Genomic DNA, 23,565 nt, shown 5'->3' with positions numbered 1-23,565 from the left:
GGGGGAGCCGTTCCACGGCGGCCTGTGACTGTCTACCGAACACCTTGTACAAGTGGTCTGCGCGTACTGCTGACACGGTCTCCTCATGGGGGCTGTTCCCTGCCGCGAAGGCGAGTCGAGGCACGAACCCCACCGCCGGCCCGCGGTTTCCGCAGGTGGTCAGTCCACGCAAAGCCCCCGTGTGCGCCCGCTAACGGGCCGAACCACCACCTGGTTCACGTCGGGGCGCCACCTTACCGAGGTATGAACGCACAGGTCAGGCGGCATGTCACCAGCAAATAACATGTTTAACCGACATAAAAGCCGTCCGTCGACTTGCGAAGCGGGGTGTCGAGCCCCGAAAGCGCCCAGATGTGATCTATACCACCGTCTATACCAGGGAGAGATCGGTCACAATTGCGTGACAGGCGCACAAGACGACGTTACGTGTCAACTCATGATCGTACTGTAAGGACCCTCCGACTTCCAGGATCAGCCTTCCGTACCGACGATCCGGGTCCGAACGAAGTTCTGATGCGAGCGTGACGGGGTGGGACCGCGCTGACCCTGGTATCGGGATCCGTAGGCCGCGGAACCATAGGGGCGTTCGGCCGGCGAGGTCAGCTGGAACATGCACAGCTGCCCGATCTTCATGCCCGGGTACAGCTTGATCGGCAGGGTCGCCACGTTGGACAGCTCCAGGGTGACGTGCCCGGAGAAGCCGGGATCGATGAATCCGGCGGTCGAGTGTGTGAGCAATCCCAGGCGGCCCAGGGAACTCTTTCCCTCCAGCCGTGAGGCGATGTCGTCCGGCAGGGTCACCATCTCGTAGGTGGAGGCCAACACGAACTCGCCCGGGTGCAGGATGAAGGCCTCGTTCCCGTCTGTCTCCACCAACCGGGTCAGATCCGGCTGTTCCACCGAGGGGTCGATGTGCGGATACTTGTGATTCTCGAAGACCCGGAAGAACCGGTCGAGACGCACGTCGATACTCGACGGCTGGATCAAAGAGGGGTCGAAGGGGTCGATCCGGACGCGCCCGGCGTCGATCTGCTTGTTGAGGTCACGGTCGGAGAGCAACACGTTCCCGAACCTACCTCGTGGACGAGCAGCCCATCGGCCTCTTCCCGAACCGCCGACTTGCCCACCAGGTCCAGAGTTGGGCTAGGATGATCAGCGTTGGCCGCCGCATCAGGCGAGACCACGCGGATGTAGTTCAATGGTAGAACTTCAGCTTCCCAAGCTGATAACGCGGGTTCGATTCCCGTCATCCGCTCCAGACACACAAACGGCCAGGTAGATCGGCGAAAACCGAACACCTGGCCTAACGTGTTTCTAGAGGGTCATACGGGCCGCGTGCCCGTTACGTGCCCGATCCTCAGATCGGAGCGCCCGCCAACGGCGGGTCATCGTCCCCGTCCTCCCGGGACTTGCGCAGCTCCTCGGCCGCCCTCTCCCCCAAGCGGTCCGCCAACTCCTGAGCACGTTCGTCACGCGCGTGGAGGTAGATCATCGCCGCCCGGGCACTGGAGTGACCCATCCGGTTCATGAGTTCTCGGAGGGACGCCCCGGCCTCAGCCGCGAAGGTGTTCCCCGTGTGCCTCAGGTCATGGAGGTGAACGCCCTCCAGGCCGACCCCGTCACAGGCGTCCGCCCAGTACTTCGTGAAGTTGCTCCGCCGTAGCTGGTTGCCCTTGACCCCGACGAACACGAACCCGTTCGACCCCGGAGCGGCGTAGGTCTCCAGGTGATGCCGCAGGTCGGCGACGATGAGCGAGGGAAGTCGCACGGTACGGGCACCGGCCTTGGACTTGGGCTTGCCCTTCTCCAGGGCGCCGATGTCGTAGACGGTCTCCCGCACGGTCACGGTCCGCTTGTCCAGGTCGAGGTGACGGCGCCGGAGCCCGGCCAGCTCGCCCCACCGCAGACTGCCGAACGTCGCCAGCAGAACCAGAGCCCGGTAGCGGGGGTTGATGGCATCAGCCAGCTTGAACACCTCGGCGACGGACAACACCGGCCGCTCTTCGCTCTCCTCCTGGCCCGCTCCGTCGATCTGACAGGGGTTCTCCCGGATCAGCTTGTCCTTGACGGCGGTGTTGAGGACGGCCCGCATGAGCCGGTACGCCTTGGGGATCTGCGACCTGCCCCGGGCCTTACGACGCTTGGCCGCCCGCCACTTCCGGATGTCGGCCTCTTGGATGTCCTTCAGCCTCATGTTGCCGAACGTGGGGTTCAGGTGGAGGCGAAGAAGGTCCTCGTAGGTCCGCCGACTCTTCGGGGTGAGTTCGCGGTCGGCCACCCACTCAGCCGCGTACTCGCCGAAGAGGTCATCACCCGCGTTCGGATCCCACCAGCCGTCACGGTTGATCTCCGCTTCCTTGAGAGTGAGCCACCGGTCCGCCTCCTTCTTCGTCGCGAAGGTGTGCGGGGCAGGGTGGTCGGTCCCGTCAGGTCCCGGATAGCGGGCTTGGTGACGCCCAGAGGAGAGCTTGCGGATACGGCCGAACCGTCGCTTCTTCGGAGCCATTAGGCGACCCTCCTCAGGTGCAGTCGCAGCGGTTCCACGACACCAGCGGTGATGAACTCTTCAAGCGCGCTTTCGGGGATGCGCACGTGACGCCCGATGCGAACGAAGGTGATGCGCCGTTCTTCGATCAGGCGACGGGGGTAGCGCTCGGAGGTGTTGAGGAGTTCGGCCGCTTGCGCCACAGTCAGCAGACGGCCGGTCGGACGGGTCTTCTTGGTCGCCATCAGGCAGCCCTTTCCGTTGCCGAACGTTCGGGGGTTCGTGCCGCTTCAAGGCGACGGCGCGAGCGCCGTCGCAGCGGCTCGCCGCCCGGCGAGGGCTGCGGGCTGCCGCCCGGTCCCTCGCTCGGGCGCCAGCCATGTCCTCCTGGCTGCACGAAGCGACCGCACGCGATCAGCGGACCCTGGTCAAGGACTGGTGGTACCAAGGGGCCGTGCCCCCTGGACCCCCCGAGCCCGCATGGAACCTGGCGCGCCACCGGACGTGCGGGGGTGCAGACCGATCGCGCCAGAACCACATGCGGGACCGATACCGTGGTTGCCCGCCGTTGGGGTTGCTGGAGTTGTGGCAAGCGAAGGCCTGAACGATCAGGCCGCAGCACCCGCCCTCATCCCATCCGAACACCAGGGGGAGACCGTGCCCGAGCCGTGGGACCACGTCGACGCACTGATTCTCACCGGGCGCACGATCCAGGCCGCCCAGGCGATCAGGAAAGAGTTCGGTCCGCTGTCCATGCGTGACACCATCGAGGCCTTGGGCGAACGCTTCGAGTACCTTCGCGACACCCGCCCCGACGAGTTCGCGGTGAACCTCGACGGCTACTGGGACGGCTTCTACTCGTAGGCATGCCCGTGCCCGCTACGTGCCCGTCAGGGAGGCGACAGAGGGGGACTCGCGGGCACTCAGACGCTGATCACCCGCAGCGGCGCATGTCAGGGGTCCGCAGATCAGCCGGTTTCCGTGGCCTCGAATTCCCAAGCTGATGACTTAAGTGAGACTGCCGCTGCCCACCTTCCCGCTCCGGGCGGCGCCCGGGCAGCGTTCGATTCAACCCCCGGTGCACCCGTGAGGGTGCACCAAAACGACGAAGGTCGTGCACCCGGAGGGTGCACAGGGGTCGGCACAACGTGGGAGAACCAGGGGCAACAGAGTGATGGTCAGCGCCACTGCCTGCGGGTTCTCGTATTCGGGCAGGTCACGCCACTCACGCTGGGCGGTTCGATTCCCGTCAACCGCTCCATACGAAAGACGGCCCCTGGCCTGCGAAGATCCTTCGCACACCAGGGGCCGCACTCCGGGCCCGACGGACAGGCGCTACCACGCCATGCCTGGCCACCATCACCGCACCTTGGGCGACGGTGGGCCCTCGCCACTCCTCACACGTTCACACGGCTTCGTCGGGTGCGGTGCCCCCCACAAGCGGAACCGAGAGGACCAATCGACACGAGGAGACCGCTTCGTACGCCTTGCGTACGGCCTCCTCCGGGGTGGGTGCGTGAGCCCTGACCTGGAGGATCCGGGTATGCGAATCTTCCAGGGTCCGGACGTCGTCCTCCGCTCCCACATAGGACTCGACGTCGAATCCGTCCTGGGCTTTCAGCCCTTCCAACCCCTCGACTCGTACGACTCTGCCCTCGCAGGGCGAGGAGCCGAACCAGATCGCCTGGGCCTGCTCCGGCCGATGTTCGAGCCGCTCGCGGATCTGCGCAAGCACCCGTTCGCCCACCGTCTGACGGACGATGGCGTCCACGAGGTCGACCCCGGTCGCCCCCTTGACCAGTGCGGGGATGTCGTCTCCACCCAGGCGCAGATGGGTCTCGATGAGCCGCGGTCCGGCGTCGGTCAGGACCAGCTCGGTGTGGCAGGTGCCGTTCCGTACGCCTAGGGCGTCCAGTACCTCGGGCAGATAGCGCCACACCTCCTCCCTCTGACTCTCGGAGATGAGGGCCGGGACGACGTGGCCGATCTCCACCAGGGAACCGGGATGGGAGAACTTGCCGGTGGCCGCCACCACGCAGTGTTCGCCATCCTCGGAGAACGACTCGACGCTGATCTGCGGCCCGGTGAGGTACTCCTCCAGCAGGACGTGGGCACGATCGATGTCCCCTGAATGCTCCGCCTTGGAGCATCGGTCGTAGGCCTGCCGAGCCTCCTCGGGGGTGGAGACCACCGAGACGCCGGCGCTGCCGGTGCCGTCCACCGGTTTGAGGACCCACCGCCCGGGGTTGCCGGCCACCCAGTCAGCGGCCTCGTCACCACTGGCGCATCGCCGCGCGACGACCTTCTCCACACCCGTTTCGGCCAGGATGCGACGTGTGAGTTCCTTGTCGTATACGGCCCTGACCAGCTCGACCGGGTGCCAGGCCAGCCCGAGTGCCTCCGCCAAACGCGCCGCTCGGAGCTGGTCGCGCTCCGAGAAGGCCGCGATCCGGGTGAAGGGATCGTCGCGGTGGATACCCAGAGCGGCGCCGATCCACTCGGTGTCGGGGCTGTCGCTCTGGAAGGCCAGGACCCTGGCGTGCTGGTCGACGTCACGAAGCCTGGGCAACACGTACATCTGGCACATCACCGAGGTCCGAAGACCCGGAACGTGTGCTCGGAGCAGGCCAGGGATCTCCATCCCACCGCCCACCACCAGCACATGCTCGGTGGTCGTCACGAAATCTTCTCCTTTCGGGCCGTGGCGCTTTCACCGGAACGACGCGCGCCCGCGGCCATGAGCAGCGTGCCCAGGGTGAAGGCTCCGGCGAGTACGATCCACCCGGCAGGGCCCCGCAATACCACCGCGGTCATGAGCGGCGGACCGATGGTCAACTGCACGGAGTTGCCCAGGTTGAACACTCCCAGGTACCGACCGATGAGTGCGGGCGGCGCCATTCGGTGGGAGAGCTCGAACGAGCCCACCGAATGCAGGTTCTCGCCCACGGTGAGGGACAGGATCGCCAGCACCGCGAGCGTGGTGGCGACCACGACGCCCGAGTTCATTTCCGCCGCCGCGAAGAGCAGACAGCAGGCGAGCAGGGGACCCACGGCCGCGATGACCGTCCTGCGGGCGCCGTCGTGATCCTTGGCCCAGCGGGTGAAGGGGACCTGGAGGAGCACGGTCAACACGGTGTTGAGCGCGAGGAGGGGCCCGACCATGGCATCGGGGATCTCGGTGCGGCTGACCAGCCATAGGGGAAAGAGCGTGAACAGCAGTGAGTCGTGGAACAATACCAAGGTGTCCCCGGCGACCAAGGTGAGATAGCGGCGGTTCCGAAACGGGGACGGACCTTCCTCGACCTCTTGCTCCGAGGATCCCTGGCCGGACGAGGGGCGCTCCCCCTGTTCGCCGCTCTTCATGACCGCGCCGCTTTTGGCGACCGCCACCACGGCGGCCAACAGCGCTCCGTAGGAGAGGGCGTTCACCAGGAAACCGAACTGGAAGGCCCAGTCCGTGCCCACTCCCAGCACCACACCGGTGAGCAACAACCCGACACTCATCCCGACGTTGCGCGCGGTGCGCACCCCGGCCATCGATCGACTGCGCTCTCCCGGTGGTTCGCTGCGTACCACGAACGCCTGCTGAGCGGTCCCGCTCCCCCGGTCCAAGGGCACGAGCAGACAGGTGAGAAGGGCGTAGGCCAGGAAGGAGTCCACGAACAAGAACCCCGTGTAGCCGACCATTCGGATGACCACGAGTGTCTTCCAGACGAAGCCCGCGCCCAGAAGGTCGCACAGCCAGCCCGTGGGGATCGAGGCGAACAACGCGATGAGGTTGGCCAACCCCACGATCAGGCCGACGTAGAAGGGTTCCACGCCCAAAGAACGGACCAGGAAGACCGGAAGAAGGCTCAGGAACAGGCCAGTCCCCAGGGAGTCGAGCGCCGCACCGCACGAAAGGATCCTGCCCGACCGGGTGTTGGGCAGATAGGCCTTGAGCAGGCCATCGAGCCTCATGACCTGGAGACCCGGCTACCCGAGGCGAGCGGGCTCGGTGCCACGGCGTCCGGTGCACAGTCCGTGGACCAATCCCGGTGGTCCGCGCACCGGCCGTGGAAGGCGTCGTCGAGCGCGGCGCGCAACCTGGTGTACCAGGGGCCGGGACGGCCCCGACCCACCTGGCGCCCGTCGATTCGAACGACCGGGGCCAACTCCATGGCGGTTCCGGCGAGCATGATCTCCTCGGCTCCGGACAGTTCTCGTGGTTCGATCGGGCGGCACAGCGTCGGCATCCCGTGGTCCTCGGCCAAGGTGAGAACGGCGTCTCTGGTGATCCCGGGCAGGATTCCCTCGTCCAAGGGCGGGGTGAGGAGCGTGCCGTCGACGACCACGAAGACGTTGGCCGCGGACGCCTCGGCGACCCGACCCGCCTGGTTCAGCAGGATCGCCTCGTGGTCACCACCGCGCACGGCCTCCAGCCGTGCCAGGGAAGGATTGAGATAACCCCCGGTCGACTTCACGCTGGGTGGAATCTGCGAGGCTGCGCACCGCACCCAGGAGCTGGTACGCACGGAGATACCGCTGTCCGCGTCGCTGACATAGCCCGACCAGGTCCAGCAGCCGATCACGACGCTGACGTCGTCGATCTGGCCCGCGACCGACATCGCCCCGGCCCTGAGCATCACCAAGGGCCGGAGGTAACCCTCGGAGAGTCCGCTACGCCGCACCAGTTCGATGCACGCGGCGATCAGTTCCTCTTGGCTGTGGGGCAGGCTCATCCCCAAGGCGTCGGAGGACGCCTCCAAACGACGCAGGTGTTCGGCCAGGCGGAAAATGAGGGGTCCGGGCCGTTCCGGGTCGTCCGAGGAATAGAAGCGAATGCCCTCATAGGCACCCCAGCCGTAGTGCAGGCTCGGCGTCATGACGTGGACCATCGCCTCGGGGCCCGACACGATCTCGCCGTCCATCCAGACGGCTTCGGTTGTCACATCCATGCTGTTCCTTCCGTGACGTCGAGGTCGGCCCGCGCCATGCCGGAACCGCACTCCTGCACCAGTCGCCTTCGTTCACCGGTGTCCTGCGCGACGAGGGCCCGTTCCAGGGGGTTGTCGGGACCGAACGAGAACAACCCGAACCGGGGCTCGAAGCCGCATCCCCGGGTGCGTTTGGCCGGGTAGGCGGCCAGGCCCAGTTCCAGGCGCCGAACGCCTCGGGGCAGACCCCACTCCAATACGTCGTAGTAGACGAGGTTGAAGTAGCAGTAGTGGTGGGTGGTGAGCCTTTCGTAGTCGAACCCCGCGGTGCGGGCGTAGACGGTGTCCCCGTCGAGGAGCAGGACGACGAACCCGACGACCGCCCCGTCGCGCCAGGCCCGGTTGACGATCACACGATCACCGCACCAGCGTGCCAAGGACGCGAACTCGGCGGCGGAACGCTCTCGGTCCGGTGGCATCCCATGACGAACGCGGAGGTTGGCCCGCATCTCGATGAGGTCCTCGCCCAGAGCGTCCGGTCCGGTGCGGATCTCGCTGACGATCTCGCTCTGCTCGTAGGCGCGACGTTCACGGGCCACACGGGAGCGGCGTCGGGTCGAGAGGGAGGCCAGGTAGTCCTCCCAGGACTCCCCTGAACACTCCAGGACGCTCTCCGCCCCCAGGACGGCGGTTCGGTACTCGGAGGCCGAGGAACCCATGGCACGCAGTAGTTCGGGGGTGAGGTACAGGAGCGCGTGGCTCGCGCACCGCAACTCCTCGGCGGCTTCGGCGACGGCGGTGGGCAGACTTTCCAGGAGTGACGCGCGCTCCTCGGGGTCGCCTGTGGGGTGGGCCAGGATCCCGTGGTAGGCGCCGTAGCTTCCCACCGCGAGGCTGGGGTAGGCGACCTCCCTGGCCGAGACCATTTCCGTGTCGGTCACGTTCGGGCGTTCGTCCTCGACCAACCGTGCGGAGTCCCCGAAAGCGCGCTCGTCTCCGGCCATGGCCGGTACGTCGTAGAAGAGCAGACCTCCCGCGCGCTCGGTGAGGAGCAGCGGCACGAACATACGAGGGCCCCGATGGTCGAAGGCCACGAGCTGAAGCGCCCGATGGGGCGGCAACTCCTCTGCCGCACGACGAAAGTCCGGGCGGGACCAGACGCGGGTTCGTCCGACGGGATCCTCCCAGGTGTCCAGGTCCGTTCGTGCGGTGGCGTCGGACAGTTCGGTGACCGCCCAGCGCACAGCGGATCCGATACGCGTGCGAACGTTCATCCGACACCCACCCTCATCGCGGCCTCCTCGCGTCCCCCGCCCCGGTGCGGAGGCTCCCACCTGACCTGCTCCTCCAACAGTTCCGCCGACCGAATCAAGCGCTCCTGGAGGGTGTCGGCGTCGGGGGCGGTGACGGTCCACGTCAGGACGAAGTCACCCGACTTGCGTCGGGCGTAACGGTCCGCGTCCCACACGTTCCCGTCACCGAAGTCCAGGTCGTGCACCCATGGTGCGCATTCCGACGGTGGTTCTTCCGGCAGGGCCGCCAGAGCGCCCAGTCGGGGCGGGAGCCCGTAGTTGGCGACCAACCGCCCTTCGGCGGCCCGCTTCGTGAGTGCCTCGGTGTCGCACTCCAACCCCGCAGCCACACGCGTCCACACTCGTTGCAGGCTGGTGCCCAAGGCACGGTCGAGCATGGGTGGGATGGGGTGGCCCGGCAGTCGTGAGGCGATTTCGCACAGGACCGGGGCCCCTCCCTCCGACACGAAGAATTCGGCGTGCAGGAGGAGGTCGTCGGCCGGGGGCAGGGTTCGAACGACGTTCCACAGTTCCTCGACCAGGGGTGCGGACCACGGATGTTCCGGAGGCAGCAGACTGCTTCCGCCGCCTTGGTCGGCCAAATGCGCCAGACACCCCAGTTCGGTGTAGACCGCCGGCAGGGCGAACACGGGTTCGCCTCCGACCATGAGGCCGTCCACGTGGACCACGGTCCCGGGAACGTACTCCTCGACGATGTGGTTCGGCAGCGTCTCGGGCAGTTCTTCGACCGCCCTGTGGCTGTCCAGGACACGCACACCGACACTGCCCGATGCCATCCTCGGCTTCACCACGACGGGGATCCCGTACGCATGGACGAAGGCTCGTACCTGCGAGGACTTCTCCACACACCAGGAGCGTGGGCCGGGCAGGCCCGCCACGGCGGCGTGGCGACGCATGAGTGCCTTGTCCCGGTAGGCCACGGCACTGGCGGGCGTCTGCCCCACCAGCCCGAGCAGTTCCCGCAGCCGGGCCGCCGCGATGACGTCCGACTCCGCGTAGGAGACCACCCGCTCGATCGGGTACCGCTCCGCCAGGCGCAGCCCCGCCGCCACGATCGCCTCGGTTTCGTACTCAGACACAGGCACGGTGAGCTCCGTGCCCTCGGCCCCGGCCGGCGACGGGCCACCCGTGATGAGCAGGGTCCGGCCCAGGTCCTCGCCGAGCGCGGCCCGTAGATCGAGTTTCCGCTGGCGCGGACTCACGAGAATGAGGATCATCGGGTCACCTCCCGCCCTTGTCCACCCGCCGTCATCTCGGCCTCCAGGACGCGCAGGAGGTCGAGGGTGGCACCGTCCAGTTCAAGCCCTCCGGCGCTCTGACGCGCCTCGTGTTCCCGTTGCGGATCACCGGGCGCGAGTACCGGAGAGGCGGGGTCTCGCGACTCTGCGGTGCGTACCCTGTCCACCAGGGTGCTCATCCGCTCCCGTGCGGCCTCACGCCCTCCGAACGCGGAGGGGTCCAGCGCGATGAACAGGTGCGCCACCCCACGGTCCGCCCCGTCATCGGACGTGCCGATGTGGGCCATTTGGAAGTCGAGGGGGCCACCGACGAGCACGGCCGTCAACACGGACACCGCCATGGCGAGCCCGTGACCCTTGTAACCACCGAGCGGGCTCAGGGCTCCCGCGTCGTCGGGACGGATCGCCGTGTCTCCGGTGGGGTCCAGTGCCCAGCCCGGCTCGAGGTCCTGGCCGGTCCGGCGGCGCTCCTTGATCTCACCGAAACAGACCTGGCTGGTGGCCATGTCCAGGCAGAAATCCGGGCCGAAGGCGATCGCCACCGGGTTGGTTCCGAACAGCGCCTCGATTCCTCCGAAGGGGGCCACCCTCGAGGCGGCCGACGTGGTGACGAACCCCAAAAGCCCCTCTGCGGCGATGCGTCGAGCGTAGGCGCCTGCGGCCCCGAAGTGGTTGGATCCTCGTACGCCCACCACACCCACACCGTGGGCCCGGGCTCGTTCCACCGCGATCCGCGTGCCGTTCAGGGCAGCCGAGGCGCCCAGGGCCCCATCGGCGTCCACCTGCACCACGGGCCCGGTGTCCTTGAAGATCCGGGGGGAGGGGTCCGGCCGGGCAACGCCCCGGTCCAGCTCGTCGATGTAGGCGGAGAGCATCCGTACGCCGTGGGTGTGGATCCCTAGGAGCGACGTCTCCACGAGCAGGTCGGCGACCTCCTTCGCGTCGCGCACGCCCCTGGAGGCCAGCGCCGCCGTCACGACGGTCCGCACCCGTTCCGGGGCACGTTCGCCCTCTGGGGCCATCCCGCCTTCGTCGGTGCGAGCGTGGTCGATCTCGTTCATCCCGTTACTCCTCCCAGGAGACCGGCCCCGACCGGTCCGACCACGGATTCGGGGTCCACGACCCACGCCTCGGATGCGGCGTCGGGAACGAACCCGGTCCCCGGCAGGTCGGGCAGACCGATCCGCCCCGAACCGTCGAGCCGGATACCGGTTCCGGTGTCGGTGGCCAACAGTGCGATGGTGTCGACGTCCACGTGGTCGACCATCCCGGAGAGATGGGCCGCCGCGCTGGCGCCGATCGAGGACTCCGGCAGGCATCCGAGCATGGTGGAGACGCCCCGCTCGCGACAGGCCCGCAGGATTTCCAGGCTGGGGGTGATTCCGCCCGCCTTGAGGATCTTGACGTTGACCCCGTCGAAGTCCCCTGCGTGACGCTCGAACTCCTCTCGGTTGGTCACCGACTCGTCCGCGAAGATCGGTACCGGGCTCACCTCACGGGCTCGTAGTTGCGCCTGGCGATCTCCCACGGGGAACGGTTGCTCGATCGCGGCCACCCCCAACGAGGGCAGCTCACCGAGGACGGCCTCCAAGTCCTGGCGGGCCCAGCCCGCGTTGCCGTCCAGCCAGAAGGGGGCGTCGGTCCGTTTCCGAAGCAGGCGCAGTACGTCCAGGTCACCGGCCTTACCGAGTTTGACCTTGTACATGTGCCAGTCGGAGGATTCGGGAAGCTTGGCGACCATGGCCTCGGGTTCGTCCAGGCCGATGCTGTAGGCGGACCGCCGCCCTGTGGGGTCGGGGCATCCGAGACGTTCGTAGAGCGGGACCCCCGCCAGCCGTGCGGCCAGATCGTGGCAGGCCACGTCGAGCGCACCGAGGGCGAACGGGCAGTCGGTGAGCAGGGGGGCGAGCCTGGCCCAGGTGAGCTCCGGACGTTCGGGATCACAGGAGTACAGGATCGATTCGACTCCTCGCAACCGTTCGATCAGTGTCGCCAGACGCGAGGAGTAGACGGAGGTCATGAATTCGGGGGCCTCCCCCCATCCCGACTCACCACGTGCCCGGACCTCGACGACCACCGCCCGGTGTTCGGGGATCGCTTCCCGAGCCGAGCGCCATACGTCGTGGTCCACGGTGCGCGCCAGGTGGAGACGCAATCGCATCCCGGCGGAGTCCGGTCTCAACGACCGATCACCGAGGTGCCCCAATCGAACTCGACCTCCCCCAGCACGTCCATCTCCGTTAGGAGCGAGTGGAGACCGCTGTAGTCCCGGACCAACCGGGAACGAGAGGTGTCCTCCTTGGTCTCGGCGATCATGCGTTCCCGCCCGGGGATCTGCTCGACCTCCAGAATGCGTTCCCAGGTCGAGTAGTCCGTGGCGACGAACGCCTCCAGCCCCGCGACCATGCGTTCCAGGAAGAAGCGGCGCTTGTTCACGTCGAGGACGTCGTAGACCATCTTGGCCAGTTCGTCGGAGATCGAAGCGTGGCAGTACTCGTCGCGGTTGTGCAGTTTGGCGGTCGTGGAGTTGATGACCTGGATCTCCTGGTCATCGGCGAGGAGATCCAGGTAGGCGTTGATCGAGATCTCGGAGACCGTTGCGAAGGCCAGGGTGGTGAGGCTGCGCTGCCAGCGTTCGGACGAGGCGTCCCTCAGACGCTGGTGTTCCCGGGCCGTGTGGGATGCGGGCAGGAACGCGTCGGGGAACGGGTCCTTCCTCCGCTTACGGGTGATGGCGTTCGCGTTGATGTGCATGAGCGTGTGGTACTGCTCGTCCACCATCGCCTGGGCCAGGGCGATCTCGATCTCCTGCCCGCCCAAGGAGGGGAATTCACCCTCCATGACCAGGGCGAAGGCCGGGTTGGCCACACGCTGTTCGGCGAGCACGGTGTGACGGTTGTAGGCGATCCACGCCCAGCTGAGCAAGCGGGAACGTTTCTCTTCGGGCAATGCCTGCCAGATCGGGTGGCCGGAGAACGGAATGATCGCCTCAGGGTAGTCCGGTCGGGATTCATCGAAGAGGCTGTCGAGGTCCGGTTCGTCCCGTTTCACCGTCGCACGTCGATACCAGTTACCGGCCAAACGACTGATTACGGCACTTTCGACCTCATCGTCCGGGTTAAAGGACGGCAAACCCGGAATGTGCACGAACCCGTCATCAGAAGACATTTCAGTCATTCGGCGCTCCCATCAGTGAACCAGAAGCGGGTGAAGTGCCGCCCCTTGTCTTCGTACTCGGACCTGGCGTGCAGGAGACGTCGGTTATCCCAGATCAGCAGGGCGTTGTCGGGGATGAGCACGCTGGTGCGGTGTTTCTCGAAAATCTCGCTGACGCGCTGGGCCAGCCTGCGACCCTCGGCCCCGAGTGGGAGTGCGCGCTCCTCGGTCGCGGCGCCCAGGTCCGGGTCGAATTCGCCGTGCGTCAAGAGGTTGCAACTGAAGCGAAGTCGAGGTCGCCCCTGATCGTCGTACTCCAGCATGGGGGCCTTCAAGCCGGGAAGATCGGGAGGCCCCGGGAAGTCCAGAACGCTCTTCATGAGCCGGGTGTCGGTGGGGTCCAGGTGCAGCAAAAGCTCGTCGGCCGAAAGCAGGTCGGTGTGGCCACCGCCGCAGCGAGCCTGCCGGTGGCAGTAGAGGGCGATGAACTCGGGGCTACTCGGCCAGCCCGGTGCCTCGGTATGAGCCAGGATCGTGTTCGTGCTCTGGGAGTACGAACGGCTCTCGTTTCCGGGGCGGTAAGTGATCTCGTGCGTGACCTTACCCGAATACTGAGGTATCAGGTCTCCGAAAGATTGGACTATTTCAGAGGCCTCTTCCACGCTTCCGAGGTTCGGGATTATGACATATCCCTGGTCATGAAGCTCGCGGCAGGATGACTGAATTTCCACTTCAACCCTTGATAAAGGAAGGCTAACGGAAAACTACCGGCGCACGCTACCACACCCACGAGAACCCTATAAAGAACCCGCAAAGAAAAGTACTCAGACCCAGTTCGGCTACATGCTGTAGTTTTTTTCTCTCGAAACGACCCAGGATCGTTCGACAATCAACAAATCACGACGTCAAGGCTGGCCACAGAGTCGCAACCACCCCCCGCAAGCCCACGATAAGTAACGGAAGCCCGAAAAAGGCCATGCCCCTCTCACCATTTCGACTTCGAGGCCCGAAATCGCTCCGAGTCCACGAACACCCGTGAGCTGGTGTTTTGCGCGATCTGCAGCATGGGGCGAGCCCCGAGCGGGAAAATTGTGATCCATGCCACTTTGAGCCGGGTCGGGGTGGCAAAGGCCAGGACCAGGCGCTCGGGGGTGGTCGGTCACACGAAGGAACCGATCGCGCCCCGGCCCCTCGCGGCGCACGCGCGAGAAGATCACGTGAGCGGGCTCCGCCCGCCGACTGTGGTCATCCGAGAAAGTCTTGCGCGTGGTCGGGATCCCCGGGCGGCGCCAGGGACGTATCCGTGAGATCGCGTTTCCGCAGGCATCCGTTGGGGTGCCGGGCGAGCCGCCTGTCGGCGCCGAGATCGATGTGCGGACACTCCCCCAAGGCCTAGCCGAACGGAGGCACCGTGGTGGCCCTGTGCCCTTACCGGTGCGGCCTTCTCCAGCAACCTCAGAGTGGCTTCGATGTCTTCCGTTTCGGCCCAAAGGTTGCTCCCATGCGGCATTGCCAGGACGCACAAGGCACGACCTGGCGGTGAGGCCGACCGATCGCTGTCTCCAGGGGAGAGGAGAGCGGGTAGAGCAGCCGAGTGCAGCGCCGAGCCGCGGCGACCTCGTCATCGCCCCCATCTGGCCCTCTGTGCCAGGGCCTAGTGGGACACCAGGGCATAAACTGCACCAGTTGACACCAGTAGGGTGAGAACAGGCAGCAGCAACGGTGACGAAGACCGGCCACGACCTCCAGGCCACCGAACAGGGGCCACGAGCCGACCGAACCAAGCGCCGAACCTTCACCCCCGACCACAAGCTGCGGATCGTGGAGGAATATGCCAGCGTCCCCGCCGGCGGGAGGGGCGCACTGTCACGCCGAGAAGGACCCCACGACTCCAGCCTCCAGCTCTGACTCGGGGGCGACGGAAGCTCTGCGGTCATCGGCGAATGCACCCGCGAGGGTGCACCACATGGACGAAGGTCGTGCACCAGCGGGTGCACGGGGCCACGGATGACGCGCCCCGCTCCCGTCATACACCCGGTTCCATGGGCACACCGGGGTGCACCTCCGTGTCTTCCGGCTAGGTCCCAATACGTGCGAAACCCTCACCCCGGCACGAAGGCCTGGCCCGATTCACCGCTCGGTGAGCACGACCGTTCGTCGGGCCCCTGCTTCGACCAGAGCCTGTGCCCGGTGTTGTCCGTTGATCAAGAAACGCTTCTCGTCCCCGGCCTGCCGAGCGACGATGATGCCATCGGCCGGGTCCAACAGGCTAAGAGCGGCCTCGCGCACCCGCTGCCCGTAGCCGTTCCGTTCTGCCAACCGTTCGGCACGCTCGAAGATCTCCTCCGTGGACCCGCCGCCCCGTCGCGACCGGCGCAGCAGCGTTCGGGCCACCCGAGCAGCTTGATGCCGGTCACCTGCGTGATGGCGGCAACACGTGCGCGCCTCTCGTGAGGGCCGAACCTGCCTGGCCCACCTCTCACCGTTGGTCAGTTGTCTCATCCAGGAAGCCTTGAACGGCACATGGGAGATGGCAGGGCTGCCACCCACACCACCCGGTAGAGAAGTTCCTCGCCAGGGTCGGGCGCCGGGTGTAGCAGCCGATACACCACGGCTTCCCGAAGTTCGGGATCCTCGCCTGCGCGAATGGTGACGCGAGCGACGGCCTGCTCACACAGACGGTGGAGCCGTCGAAGGCGGCCTGGTTCGCGGCGGTGTCGGGCGCCTCCCGGCAGGGGCCGTCCACCAAGCGGTGACCACGCCGGCACGAGGTAGAGGGTCAGCCGGGCGGGCGGCTCACCCCGTCGTTGTTGAACGGCCTCGCCCTGATCGGCCACGATGTCGACCAGATCGGGGCCGAAGGTTTGGGTCAGCACTCCAAAAGAGGCACGATCAACCGCGCTCGTCACACCATCGAGTACCTCGCGGGTGGCCATGGCCGCGAACACCACCGCGTTGACCGGCTCTGGGGTGTATACCTGCCGGCGACAACACCCTAAAAAAAATGGTGTTGGCCCTGAGCACCCACCCAAAGTTATTGCTTCGACAAGTGAGCACCGTCCGGTGCTATGCGTCAGCGGCGATGTTCGATATGTAGTATCGTCAGAGATTTCTGATTTTCACCCAGGTCGGTTCAGCTCTTCTTTTGTGAATATTCGGAGGACTATTTCATGTCGGTCAGCGGAGAAATGGTGGTGGAGTACGAGCGTGTCTATTCTGTCGCTGCGCGGATGATGTGGCTGGAATATCCATGGCTGAGGAAACAGGGCTGGTCGGAGGAACGAAGGGAAGCTTGGCAGGCCCTAGAGGAGGTCCTGGTCTCCGACGCGCAGGTCCCTGTTGAAACCGGTGAGCCTTCTGATCCCACGAGGCATCTGCTGACGCGCCGTGCTCCCGACGATCGGCCCGTTCCTCTGGCTGAGGCCGCCCGTGACTGGTCGACCCGAATCAAGGAGGGACGTCAGGTCAAGCACCCCGGGACCCTGCTGTTGGACCATCCTGATCTCTACGGGGATGTGGCCTTCGAACCCGGATCGTGCGTCATCGTCAGCAGCCACTGGGTGCTGGCCGCGGCGGAGGTCACGGCCGACCTCAAGCGTCGCCTCGCTCCGGGACGACCCGGGTATGTGATCGGTGCGGAGGCCGCAGGACTTTCAATGACCCTGCACGAGATCGCTGATCACCTTCGGAATGCGTTCACCGGCCAGGGACCTACCCCGCATCCTGGGGGTGTCCCCTGGATCGCCTCGACTCCTGAGCCGTTCACCACCGGGGTGGACGCCACACGGTTGGAGCGACTGCGTTCGGTGGCCTGGACAGCCGCTGACCACATCCCGCCTCGGGAACGGGTCATTGCCACACGGGACCGCTCAGTGCGGAAGGACACCGCCCAAGTGGCGGAGGTCTTGCGTCGGGTCCTAGCCGGGGAGGAGCCTCCCCCCTGGTGGGAAAGCGGCTCCATGGACATCCGATACGACTTGATGTCCGGCAGCCATGATGCCTCCTTCGCGACCAAGAACGAGCAGTTCCGCAGGGAGCTGTTCGAGGAGTCTCCGTTGCCGAGGGTGCCGCGTGAGCGGGAAGTGGCCGAGCCTCCCAAGAGTGGTGAACCCCGTTGGCGGGCCATCTCCAAGGACACCACGTTCGTCGTGGCGGAGATGCTCGATGAGGCCGCTGCCCGGCTTGCGCCTGGCCGGGCCACGGCCATGATCGGCTACGACACCCAGACCTTCTCCTCTCTGGCGGCTGAGGTCACCGCTCACCTGTTCAACCTGTGATGGCCTGGATCGCCTCGAAACCAGGTCTCCTCTCCGAAACAACCACACGTGAGGCTGCTGAAGCATGACGCGCTATCTCTTCCTGGCCAGCTCCGGGAAGCTCAGTGACGGGGGTCTGATCCTCAACCGCCGGCTGTCGGAAGCGCTTGCCCGTGGCAACGACGTCCACCTGGCCACCCTCGGCCCCTGCGAGCAGGCGCGTGCGGGGGTCAACGTCGTCGAGTTGGACGAGAACCTCCTGTCCCCGGAGGCCACCGCCGACATCCGGCAGACCCGCTATTTCGTGGACCGGTTCTCCAAGACCATCCGAGCCATTCTGCACGAGCAGGGCCCGGAGCGGGTGGGGTTGCCGACCGGTGCGGGCGCGTTCGACGTGATCGTTGGCTACGGGGACGTCACCGGCCCTGCGGCCCTGCACCTCAAAGACACGTACTACCCGCATGCGAAGGTGTCCACGGTCATCACCCTGGACCCGAAAGGGTTCTTCAAGACCGTTGATCTCCCTGAACTCGGTGCCCATCGGATCGAGAATCACAGGGAGGTCCTGGCTCGATCCGACATCATCTTGGCTCACGGTCCCAAGTCGGCCTCGGATGCCCGGGAGTTGGCGGCGGAGTGGTCGCGGGCCACATCCTTGCCTCCCATCCATGAGTTCGTCCCTGGGATCGAGCCCGTCGAGGAGGCTCCTACGCGGTGGCGGCGAGGAGAGCGCTTCAACGTGCTGATGCTCGGACGCATGGGCGACCCGAACAAGGGCGCGGTCGACGCCGCGCTGGCCGTGCACGACCTACGCGAAAACGGATACGAGAACATTCACCTCACATTGCGCGGTGTCGGCACGGAAGAGGCCGATAATCTCATCAGGCGGCTTAATGAGCAGTTCGGGGGAGGGCAGTGGAAGTCGTTCGTGAGCATGGAAGAGTTCACCAGCGACGAGGCGGCCATACGGAAATCCATCAGGGAGTCCCATGCCCTGCTCGTGGCCACGGAGAGTGAAGCCTACGGGCTCGTAGCGAATGAGTACGCCGCCCATGGAAAACCGCTGATCGTAGCCGACGGGTACGGGAACGGATTCGCTACTCTCCTGCGCGATGAGGAGCGGTTTCCATCCGATATCGCGCGTCTGTTCGTTCTGGATGACAGTGGCTCTCGCAGTTCCAATGGTTCTCTTTTCGGAGAGCCTGAAGGTGACGTGGATCCCGTCGATAGATACACCCTGATCGCTGATCGACTGGAGGACCTCTACAAAAACTACCTTTTTTACGCCAAGGCTGGACGGCGTTTGCGCCACTATCTCAACGGGTACTCCCTGGACGACACCGCTGCCGGCATCGATCAGGCGGTGCGAGAAAAGCTCGCGGGGAACATTCGCCACACGAAACAGGGGCCCGGGGGCGAATTGCTGGAGGCGCATAATAATGTTCAGGGGCCCGCTCCCATGTTGGCAGATCGCTTGATCGGGAATGACCCGAACTTGCGGCGCGGCCACCGTGAGGCTCGATTCCAGAGCGAATCGGTCACTCCTAATGCCCCTAGGCGGGAACGGCGGGGAGCCAAAGTGGTCCCTACGCGGGTACAGCCGAAATCCAAGGCGGCCCCGAAACGGGTACTGCCGGGAGTCGACAAGATCACCAAGGTCCCCGGCCGAGAACGGCCGAACTCCAAGGCGGCCCCCCAACCCAGCCATGAGCCCCAGAAAACGTCTGGTGGCTCCGTAGAGAACCCGAAGCGCCACCCGGGTATGGGCCGTGAGGATACGCCGAGGACTTCCAGCGCGATCTGGGATACGCCGGTGCCGAACTTCAAGCCGATGGCGGCGCATCGGCGCGAGTGGGGAATCTATGACGATCTTCATGGTTACGGGAATCGTCCTCAGGGTTCTCGGAACCTCTTGAGGAAGACGCCGTCCAAACCTCCCGGCCACTACGCGGAGCTGTTGCACCCGAACACCATCGCGGCCTATGAGCGTGACCAACAGCAGACCAAGCAAAGAAACCAGGGATACAGCAGGTAACGACCCGAAAGCTTTCAAGGGTATGCCTCCCGGTGGCCACTGACATACGAATACCTCCGCGACCATTGATCGCGGAGGTGTTTTCGTGACACGGAACAACTGGTCGTATCCGGCTGTAGCGGGCTCCATCCATGAGTGATACCACTACCCACTTCCAACACCATTGTTTTAGGGTGTTGCCGCCGGCAGGGACACACCCCCGAGCCCAATACCGCTAAGTTTGTGTGTTTCTTCTGGTCACAACACCCCTCCATGGGCAGGACCCCTGGACCGGCAACCCGCCACGTGTGCCCACCCCCGGCAACACCGCCACCGACGACCGGTTGGCCGACCACCTCGGCCTGGCCGCACTCGCCGCCCACTACCCCCACCACCTCATCGACGAGGTGGTGGCCGGCACCGGCACCAAAGAGAAACGCTCCCGCGCCCTGCCCGCCCGCGTGATGGTCCGTTTCGCCATCGCCCGGAGTCCGCACCACGGCCAGGGATCGGACTCGGTCATGCGCCAACTGATCGGATCACTGCGCTCGACCGACTCCTGGGAGCAACGGTGAAAGGTACCCACCACCTCCGCGATCGCCCAGGCCCGCAAGCGGCTGGGCCCCGAACCGCTCGCCGAGCCGTTCGGCCGCGCCTTGCGTGCCCCTTGGCCCGGCTGACCACCCAGGGGCCTGGATCGGTGCCCGAAGGCTCATGGCCCTGGACGGCACCGGCCTGGACGTGGCCGACACCCAAGCCAACGCCGACCACTTCGGCCACGCCGGAAACGACAAGACCCGGTCGGTCTTCCCCGAGCTGCGGCTGATCACCCTGTCGGAGGCGGGGACCCACGCCGTGGTCGCAGCCCAGAGGGGCCCGTGGTCCACCGGTGGGCGCACCCTGGCCGGCCTCTGGTCGACATCGTGGCCGATCAGGGCGGGGCCGTTCAACAACGACGGGGTGAGCCGCCCGCACGGCTGAGCCTCTACCTCGTGTGCGTCCGCGGGGGTGCACCACACGGGCGAAGGGTCGTGCACCCGGAGGGTGTACGGGGGCCAAGGCAACGTGGAGGAATCCAGGGCGAGACGGTGACGGCCGGCGCCACTGCCTGCGAATTCTCGGGTTCGGTCAGGTCACGCCGCTCACGGTAGGCGGTTCGATCCCCGTCATCCCCTCCACGGAGCGAAAGGCCAGGTCGTTCGAGAGGTTTCGAACTCCTGGCCTTTCGCGTACCCGGGGGCCAGAGTCGTCATGGTCCCCGGCCGGTGAGAGTCGGTCAGGGCCAGGACCTCGCCCTCCTCATCTCACTCCTCGGCCATCCTCGCCCCCACCCGGTCGGCGATCTCATGCTCCTGTTCACCGCGCGTATGGGGGTAGATCATCACCTCTGGGATTCACACGGAATCAACCACGCGCCCGGCGCGGCGCGGCCTGGCCACCCCAGCGCCCAAGGCGAGGACGCACAGCAGGAACGTGGGCAGCAGCAGGCCCGTGCCGACGCCCTCCTGGGTGGCGAGGAAACCGATCACGGGTGCTCCCACCAGGGGGCCCAGGTAGCCGATCGCGGCGACCGTCCCCAAGTTCTTCCCGACACGGTCGGGATCGACCTCCGCCGCCGCGCTGAAGAGTTGCGGCACCGCACATGACAGACCCAGACCGATCAGGGCGAAGCCCACCGAAAGCGTCCAGGCCCAGGGGAACCCGAGGGCGAGGGAGAACCCACAAAGCGCCACCAGGGCACCGGCACGGAGAAGCTTCACCCGGCCCAACACCAAGGTCAGACGGTCCCCGAACAGACGACCGAGGGTCATGGTGACCGTGAAGGCGGCGAACACCGAGGCGGCGAACGTCCCGGAGGCGTCCACGCTCTCCTGCGCGTAGAGGGCGCTCCAGTCCTGAACCGCGCTCTCGGTGAGCATGGCCGCCAGGGCCATCCCTCCCAGAAGGAGGAGACAGGGTGACAGCTCGATCCGGCGAGCGCCCTCAGCGGCTCGACGCGGACGCACCGGGGAAGCAGGCGTGAACCGTAGCAAGGCTCCCGAGAGGAGCAATGCGGCCAAGGCCAGGACCGCCCCCACCATCTGGAAGGCGGGGAGCGGTTCGAGCCCCACGTAGGCGGTGGCCAGACCGCACAGCGCTCCGAAGCACGACCCCAGTGACACGAAGGCGTGGCAGGAGGACATCAACGAACGTCCCAGTGGCCGCTGCAACAGTGCGGCGTGGGTATTGACGCTGATGTTGAGCAAGGAGTGGGCGACACCCAGCGTGAACAGGGCGCAGGCCAACTCGTGAGGCCCCTCGGCCATGCCCGGCAGTACCAGGCAGGAGGACGCGGCCACCGCGGCCGGGACGATGACGAACCGAGGCGCGCACCGATCGAGCAGGGATCCGCCCATACGCGCCGTGAGCATCGCCCCTACTCCCATGCACAGGAGGGCGAGTCCCAGCTGGTCGGCGCCGACGCCGGCCTCCTCCTTGACCGCCGGGATACGAGACGCCCACACCGGCAACAGCGCTCCGGTCAGGAAGAAATATCCGACCAGGGCGGAACGGGCATACAGGGACTTCTTCTTATCGGTGGGGGATCCAGGATTAGTTTGTTCGGTGTCGGGGTTCACGGACACTCTCCACGTTCTGTGGCTGCTGGAATGGATCTACGCCGACAGATTCAATATGCGATCGACAGCAGGGACGGCACGAGCGGGAAAAGGTTTTCACGTGCTTGCCAGTCGACCCACAGTCGGTTGAAGAAGAGAGGCTACAGGCCAATAAGCCAACATAAAAGCAGCTCAGAGGCACAGCAAGTCTGACACCCGAACCCTCTTGAACATATTTTTCGTGCACAAATAACACATATACAGACTTCCCCTCACTCTCCCCGATTGTCGACACCAGAGAGCGTGGGCAAAAATAACTCACATGAACGAAAGGGCCGGGGCCTCGCTCTTTCCAAGCGAGAGCACAAGCCACATAGGGGGACACACGGAAGTCAAGCAAAGAACCTTTTCTACGGCTCTTCGAAGTGAGATGGAGATTGCTTTCACAATCCCCCGAAAGCCAGGGGGAAGGTGTGGCGGATAACACCCTGCGACTCGACCTACCTGGTACGCCAGGTGGCCCCAGGCTCTCCAACTCCGGCCCGAGTCCCGGGGCGCGGATCGGCCGATAACCACCCGTCATCAACCTGATGCCCTCATCCAGCATGAACCGGGACAGCACTCACGTCGGCGGTGGCCAGGGCGTCGAAGGGACGTAGGGGCCCCGGAAGGGCGAGGACGATCAGTTACGCCCCAACACCCCGCCCTCCGGTGAGGAGCCGACGCAGTAAGCGCCGGCCAGGGCTGTGACCTCCTCGTTCGAGACGAACGTGAACCGCATCGTGGAGTCTTCGATGAGAGCGTGGATTCGGCTCATCTGAGCCCTTCGGTCTCCGGCTCGGCGCACACAGGGGAAGATTCCTTGGATGCCCATTCCGGGCTCGCCGAGGATGACTACTTGAGAAAGGTTCCCACGTGGTCGGGATTCGCCAGCAGCGCCAACAGCGCACCCGTGAGGCTTTGCTCGACGCCGCCGCGACCGTGTTCGCCGGCCACGGCTACGCCGCCGCGTCCGTTCCACGGATCGCACGCGAGGCCGGCATGTCCACCGGCGCCATCTACGCCAACTTCACCGGCAAACAACAACTCTTCCTCGCCATGATGCGGCGGGTCGTGGAGGCGGGGGCGGCCTCCCGGCAGCGGTCCGCCGACAAGACCTCCGATCCCGTTGAGCTGATCGAACGTATGGTCACCACCTGGACCAGCACGGTCGATGGCGCCCCTGACGTCGTACTGCTCATGGCCGAGTTCTGGCTCTACGCGCTGCGCAATCCTCCGCATGGCGAGGCGGTCGCCGAACTCCTCGCCGACGTGCGAAGCAATCTCGCCACCAACATCGTCGATTCCGCTGGGGTTACGGACCCCGCGCTGGCCGAACGGATCGCCTCCGCGGTACAGGCGATGGCCTACGGCTACGCCATGCAACGCCTGATCGACGAAGACTCCGTGTCACCGACCCAACTGGTCGAATCGGTGGGCTGGCTCCTACGGGGCGCCGTCCCTGGGGAATGAGGGGTTGTCGCGTCCGTCACACCCGGATAATCTGCTTTCGGCGAATGTTCATTCGCCGAAATTCTTCCTGGGAGGTCA

At 65.8% G+C, this 23,565-nt stretch carries 22 protein-coding genes and 1 tRNA gene; 8 read left to right on the top strand and 15 right to left on the bottom strand.

Going from position 1 to position 23,565, the window contains the following annotated elements; genetic code table 11:
• Window positions 1-471: 471 nt before the first annotated feature.
• Window positions 472-1,062 carry a dCTP deaminase gene (gene dcd, locus D472_RS0109735; RefSeq protein WP_017604292.1) on the bottom strand — a complete coding sequence of 197 codons (591 nt, stop codon included), beginning with the start codon at window positions 1,060-1,062 and terminating at the stop codon, window positions 472-474.
• A gap of 122 nt (window positions 1,063-1,184) precedes the next feature.
• Here dcd and D472_RS0109730 point away from each other — a divergent pair.
• A tRNA-Gly gene (locus D472_RS0109730) sits at window positions 1,185-1,258 on the top strand.
• 99 nt (window positions 1,259-1,357) lie between these two features.
• Here the strand turns inward: D472_RS0109730 and D472_RS0109725 are convergent.
• Complete coding sequence (locus D472_RS0109725; protein ID WP_017604291.1) at window positions 1,358-2,506, bottom strand: tyrosine-type recombinase/integrase; 1,149 nt, start codon at window positions 2,504-2,506, stop codon at window positions 1,358-1,360.
• The gene (locus D472_RS0109720) at window positions 2,506-2,730 is read right to left on the bottom strand and encodes a helix-turn-helix domain-containing protein (RefSeq protein WP_017604290.1); all 225 of its coding nucleotides are present in this window, start codon (window positions 2,728-2,730) and stop codon (window positions 2,506-2,508) included. Before D472_RS0109720 ends, D472_RS0109725 begins: the two co-directional genes overlap by 1 nt.
• Before the next feature lie 340 nt (window positions 2,731-3,070).
• Between D472_RS0109720 and D472_RS0109715 the strand changes: the two genes are divergently transcribed.
• Window positions 3,071-3,349 carry a hypothetical protein gene (locus tag D472_RS0109715; RefSeq protein WP_017604289.1) on the top strand — a complete coding sequence of 93 codons (279 nt, stop codon included), beginning with the start codon at window positions 3,071-3,073 and terminating at the stop codon, window positions 3,347-3,349.
• Between the two features lie 541 nt (window positions 3,350-3,890).
• Here the strand turns inward: D472_RS0109715 and D472_RS0109710 are convergent.
• Genes D472_RS0109710 through D472_RS0109670 form a run of 9 tightly spaced genes read right to left on the bottom strand, consistent with a single transcriptional unit; the run spans window position 3,891 to window position 13,839 of the window.
• Complete coding sequence (locus D472_RS0109710; RefSeq protein WP_017604288.1) at window positions 3,891-5,165, bottom strand: ATP-grasp domain-containing protein; 1,275 nt, start codon at window positions 5,163-5,165, stop codon at window positions 3,891-3,893.
• The gene (locus D472_RS0109705; RefSeq protein ID WP_017604287.1) at window positions 5,162-6,445 is read right to left on the bottom strand and encodes an MFS transporter; all 1,284 of its coding nucleotides are present in this window, start codon (window positions 6,443-6,445) and stop codon (window positions 5,162-5,164) included. The genes D472_RS0109710 and D472_RS0109705 overlap by 4 nt, the downstream gene beginning before the upstream one ends.
• Window positions 6,442-7,422 (bottom strand): branched-chain amino acid transaminase, encoded by a 981-nt coding sequence (locus D472_RS25215; protein WP_017604286.1) that lies wholly within the window; start codon window positions 7,420-7,422, stop codon window positions 6,442-6,444. The genes D472_RS0109705 and D472_RS25215 overlap by 4 nt, the downstream gene beginning before the upstream one ends.
• A complete protein-coding gene (locus D472_RS0109695) occupies window positions 7,413-8,675 on the bottom strand; it encodes a GNAT family N-acetyltransferase (protein WP_017604285.1) in 1,263 nt (420 codons plus the stop codon). Before D472_RS0109695 ends, D472_RS25215 begins: the two co-directional genes overlap by 10 nt.
• Window positions 8,672-9,931 (bottom strand): ATP-grasp domain-containing protein, encoded by a 1,260-nt coding sequence (locus D472_RS25210; protein ID WP_017604284.1) that lies wholly within the window; start codon window positions 9,929-9,931, stop codon window positions 8,672-8,674. The genes D472_RS0109695 and D472_RS25210 overlap by 4 nt, the downstream gene beginning before the upstream one ends.
• Window positions 9,928-11,013: an Ldh family oxidoreductase gene (locus D472_RS25205; RefSeq protein WP_017604283.1), complete on the bottom strand. Its 1,086-nt coding sequence runs from the start codon at window positions 11,011-11,013 to the stop codon at window positions 9,928-9,930. The genes D472_RS25210 and D472_RS25205 overlap by 4 nt, the downstream gene beginning before the upstream one ends.
• Window positions 11,010-12,113 carry an enolase C-terminal domain-like protein gene (locus D472_RS25200; protein ID WP_051045987.1) on the bottom strand — a complete coding sequence of 368 codons (1,104 nt, stop codon included), beginning with the start codon at window positions 12,111-12,113 and terminating at the stop codon, window positions 11,010-11,012. The genes D472_RS25205 and D472_RS25200 overlap by 4 nt, the downstream gene beginning before the upstream one ends.
• A gap of 17 nt (window positions 12,114-12,130) precedes the next feature.
• A complete protein-coding gene (locus tag D472_RS0109675) occupies window positions 12,131-13,120 on the bottom strand; it encodes an AurF N-oxygenase family protein (RefSeq protein WP_275040596.1) in 990 nt (329 codons plus the stop codon).
• 5 nt (window positions 13,121-13,125) lie between these two features.
• Window positions 13,126-13,839 (bottom strand): TauD/TfdA family dioxygenase, encoded by a 714-nt coding sequence (locus D472_RS0109670; RefSeq protein WP_017604280.1) that lies wholly within the window; start codon window positions 13,837-13,839, stop codon window positions 13,126-13,128.
• A 991-nt stretch (window positions 13,840-14,830) separates the two neighbouring features.
• On the opposite strand from D472_RS0109670, the gene D472_RS25195 reads away from it, so the two are divergent.
• Window positions 14,831-15,016: a hypothetical protein gene (locus D472_RS25195; protein ID WP_017604279.1), complete on the top strand. Its 186-nt coding sequence runs from the start codon at window positions 14,831-14,833 to the stop codon at window positions 15,014-15,016.
• A 222-nt stretch (window positions 15,017-15,238) separates the two neighbouring features.
• Here D472_RS25195 and D472_RS0109660 read toward each other — a convergent pair whose 3' ends face one another.
• Window positions 15,239-15,502 carry a hypothetical protein gene (locus D472_RS0109660; RefSeq protein WP_017604278.1) on the bottom strand — a complete coding sequence of 88 codons (264 nt, stop codon included), beginning with the start codon at window positions 15,500-15,502 and terminating at the stop codon, window positions 15,239-15,241.
• A gap of 776 nt (window positions 15,503-16,278) precedes the next feature.
• Between D472_RS0109660 and D472_RS0109650 the strand changes: the two genes are divergently transcribed.
• The 4 genes from D472_RS0109650 to D472_RS27120 all read left to right on the top strand — a co-directional run bounded on the left by D472_RS0109650 (window position 16,279) and on the right by D472_RS27120 (window position 20,359).
• A complete protein-coding gene (locus D472_RS0109650) occupies window positions 16,279-17,385 on the top strand; it encodes a hypothetical protein (protein ID WP_017604276.1) in 1,107 nt (368 codons plus the stop codon).
• A gap of 64 nt (window positions 17,386-17,449) precedes the next feature.
• Window positions 17,450-19,399: a glycosyltransferase family 4 protein gene (locus tag D472_RS0109645; RefSeq protein ID WP_017604275.1), complete on the top strand. Its 1,950-nt coding sequence runs from the start codon at window positions 17,450-17,452 to the stop codon at window positions 19,397-19,399.
• Window positions 19,400-19,686: 287 nt separating this feature from the next.
• The gene (locus D472_RS29030) at window positions 19,687-19,953 is read left to right on the top strand and encodes a transposase domain-containing protein (RefSeq protein WP_017604274.1); all 267 of its coding nucleotides are present in this window, start codon (window positions 19,687-19,689) and stop codon (window positions 19,951-19,953) included.
• Between the two features lie 139 nt (window positions 19,954-20,092).
• Window positions 20,093-20,359 carry a hypothetical protein gene (locus D472_RS27120; protein WP_026117536.1) on the top strand — a complete coding sequence of 89 codons (267 nt, stop codon included), beginning with the start codon at window positions 20,093-20,095 and terminating at the stop codon, window positions 20,357-20,359.
• A gap of 413 nt (window positions 20,360-20,772) precedes the next feature.
• Here D472_RS27120 and D472_RS25185 read toward each other — a convergent pair whose 3' ends face one another.
• Both D472_RS25185 and D472_RS29290 read right to left on the bottom strand, forming a co-directional pair.
• Window positions 20,773-21,996 (bottom strand): MFS transporter, encoded by a 1,224-nt coding sequence (locus D472_RS25185; protein ID WP_017604273.1) that lies wholly within the window; start codon window positions 21,994-21,996, stop codon window positions 20,773-20,775.
• A gap of 661 nt (window positions 21,997-22,657) precedes the next feature.
• On the bottom strand, window positions 22,658-22,792 hold the full coding sequence (locus tag D472_RS29290) for a hypothetical protein (RefSeq protein ID WP_017604272.1): 135 nt from the start codon (window positions 22,790-22,792) through the stop codon (window positions 22,658-22,660).
• A 98-nt stretch (window positions 22,793-22,890) separates the two neighbouring features.
• Here D472_RS29290 and D472_RS0109615 point away from each other — a divergent pair, with 98 nt between their 5' ends.
• A complete protein-coding gene (locus tag D472_RS0109615) occupies window positions 22,891-23,487 on the top strand; it encodes a TetR/AcrR family transcriptional regulator (protein ID WP_017604271.1) in 597 nt (198 codons plus the stop codon).
• Window positions 23,488-23,565 lie beyond the last annotated feature (78 nt).

It is taken from the genome of Nocardiopsis alkaliphila YIM 80379 (genome assembly GCF_000341005.1).
GTDB lineage: Bacteria > Actinomycetota > Actinomycetes > Streptosporangiales > Streptosporangiaceae > Nocardiopsis > Nocardiopsis alkaliphila.
Note: the sequence above shows the minus strand (reverse complement) of the source record. Positions and strands in the feature narration are given on the sequence as shown.

Coding starts and splice junctions, on each gene's coding strand:
- D472_RS0109725 (WP_017604291.1), bottom strand. CDS start 2,506: ATGGCTCCGAAGAAGCGACGGTTCGGCCGTATCCGCAAGCTCTCCTCT.
- D472_RS0109720 (WP_017604290.1), bottom strand. CDS start 2,730: ATGGCGACCAAGAAGACCCGTCCGACCGGCCGTCTGCTGACTGTGGCG.
- D472_RS0109705 (WP_017604287.1), bottom strand. CDS start 6,445: ATGAGGCTCGATGGCCTGCTCAAGGCCTATCTGCCCAACACCCGGTCG.
- D472_RS25215 (WP_017604286.1), bottom strand. CDS start 7,422: ATGGATGTGACAACCGAAGCCGTCTGGATGGACGGCGAGATCGTGTCG.
- D472_RS0109695 (WP_017604285.1), bottom strand. CDS start 8,675: ATGAACGTTCGCACGCGTATCGGATCCGCTGTGCGCTGGGCGGTCACC.
- D472_RS25210 (WP_017604284.1), bottom strand. CDS start 9,931: ATGATCCTCATTCTCGTGAGTCCGCGCCAGCGGAAACTCGATCTACGG.
- D472_RS25205 (WP_017604283.1), bottom strand. CDS start 11,013: ATGAACGAGATCGACCACGCTCGCACCGACGAAGGCGGGATGGCCCCA.
- D472_RS25200 (WP_051045987.1), bottom strand. CDS start 12,113: ATGCGATTGCGTCTCCACCTGGCGCGCACCGTGGACCACGACGTATGG.
- D472_RS0109675 (WP_275040596.1), bottom strand. CDS start 13,120: ATGTCTTCTGATGACGGGTTCGTGCACATTCCGGGTTTGCCGTCCTTT.
- D472_RS0109650 (WP_017604276.1), top strand. CDS start 16,279: ATGTCGGTCAGCGGAGAAATGGTGGTGGAGTACGAGCGTGTCTATTCT.
- D472_RS0109645 (WP_017604275.1), top strand. CDS start 17,450: ATGACGCGCTATCTCTTCCTGGCCAGCTCCGGGAAGCTCAGTGACGGG.
- D472_RS27120 (WP_026117536.1), top strand. CDS start 20,093: ATGGCCCTGGACGGCACCGGCCTGGACGTGGCCGACACCCAAGCCAAC.
- D472_RS29290 (WP_017604272.1), bottom strand. CDS start 22,792: ATGAGCCGAATCCACGCTCTCATCGAAGACTCCACGATGCGGTTCACG.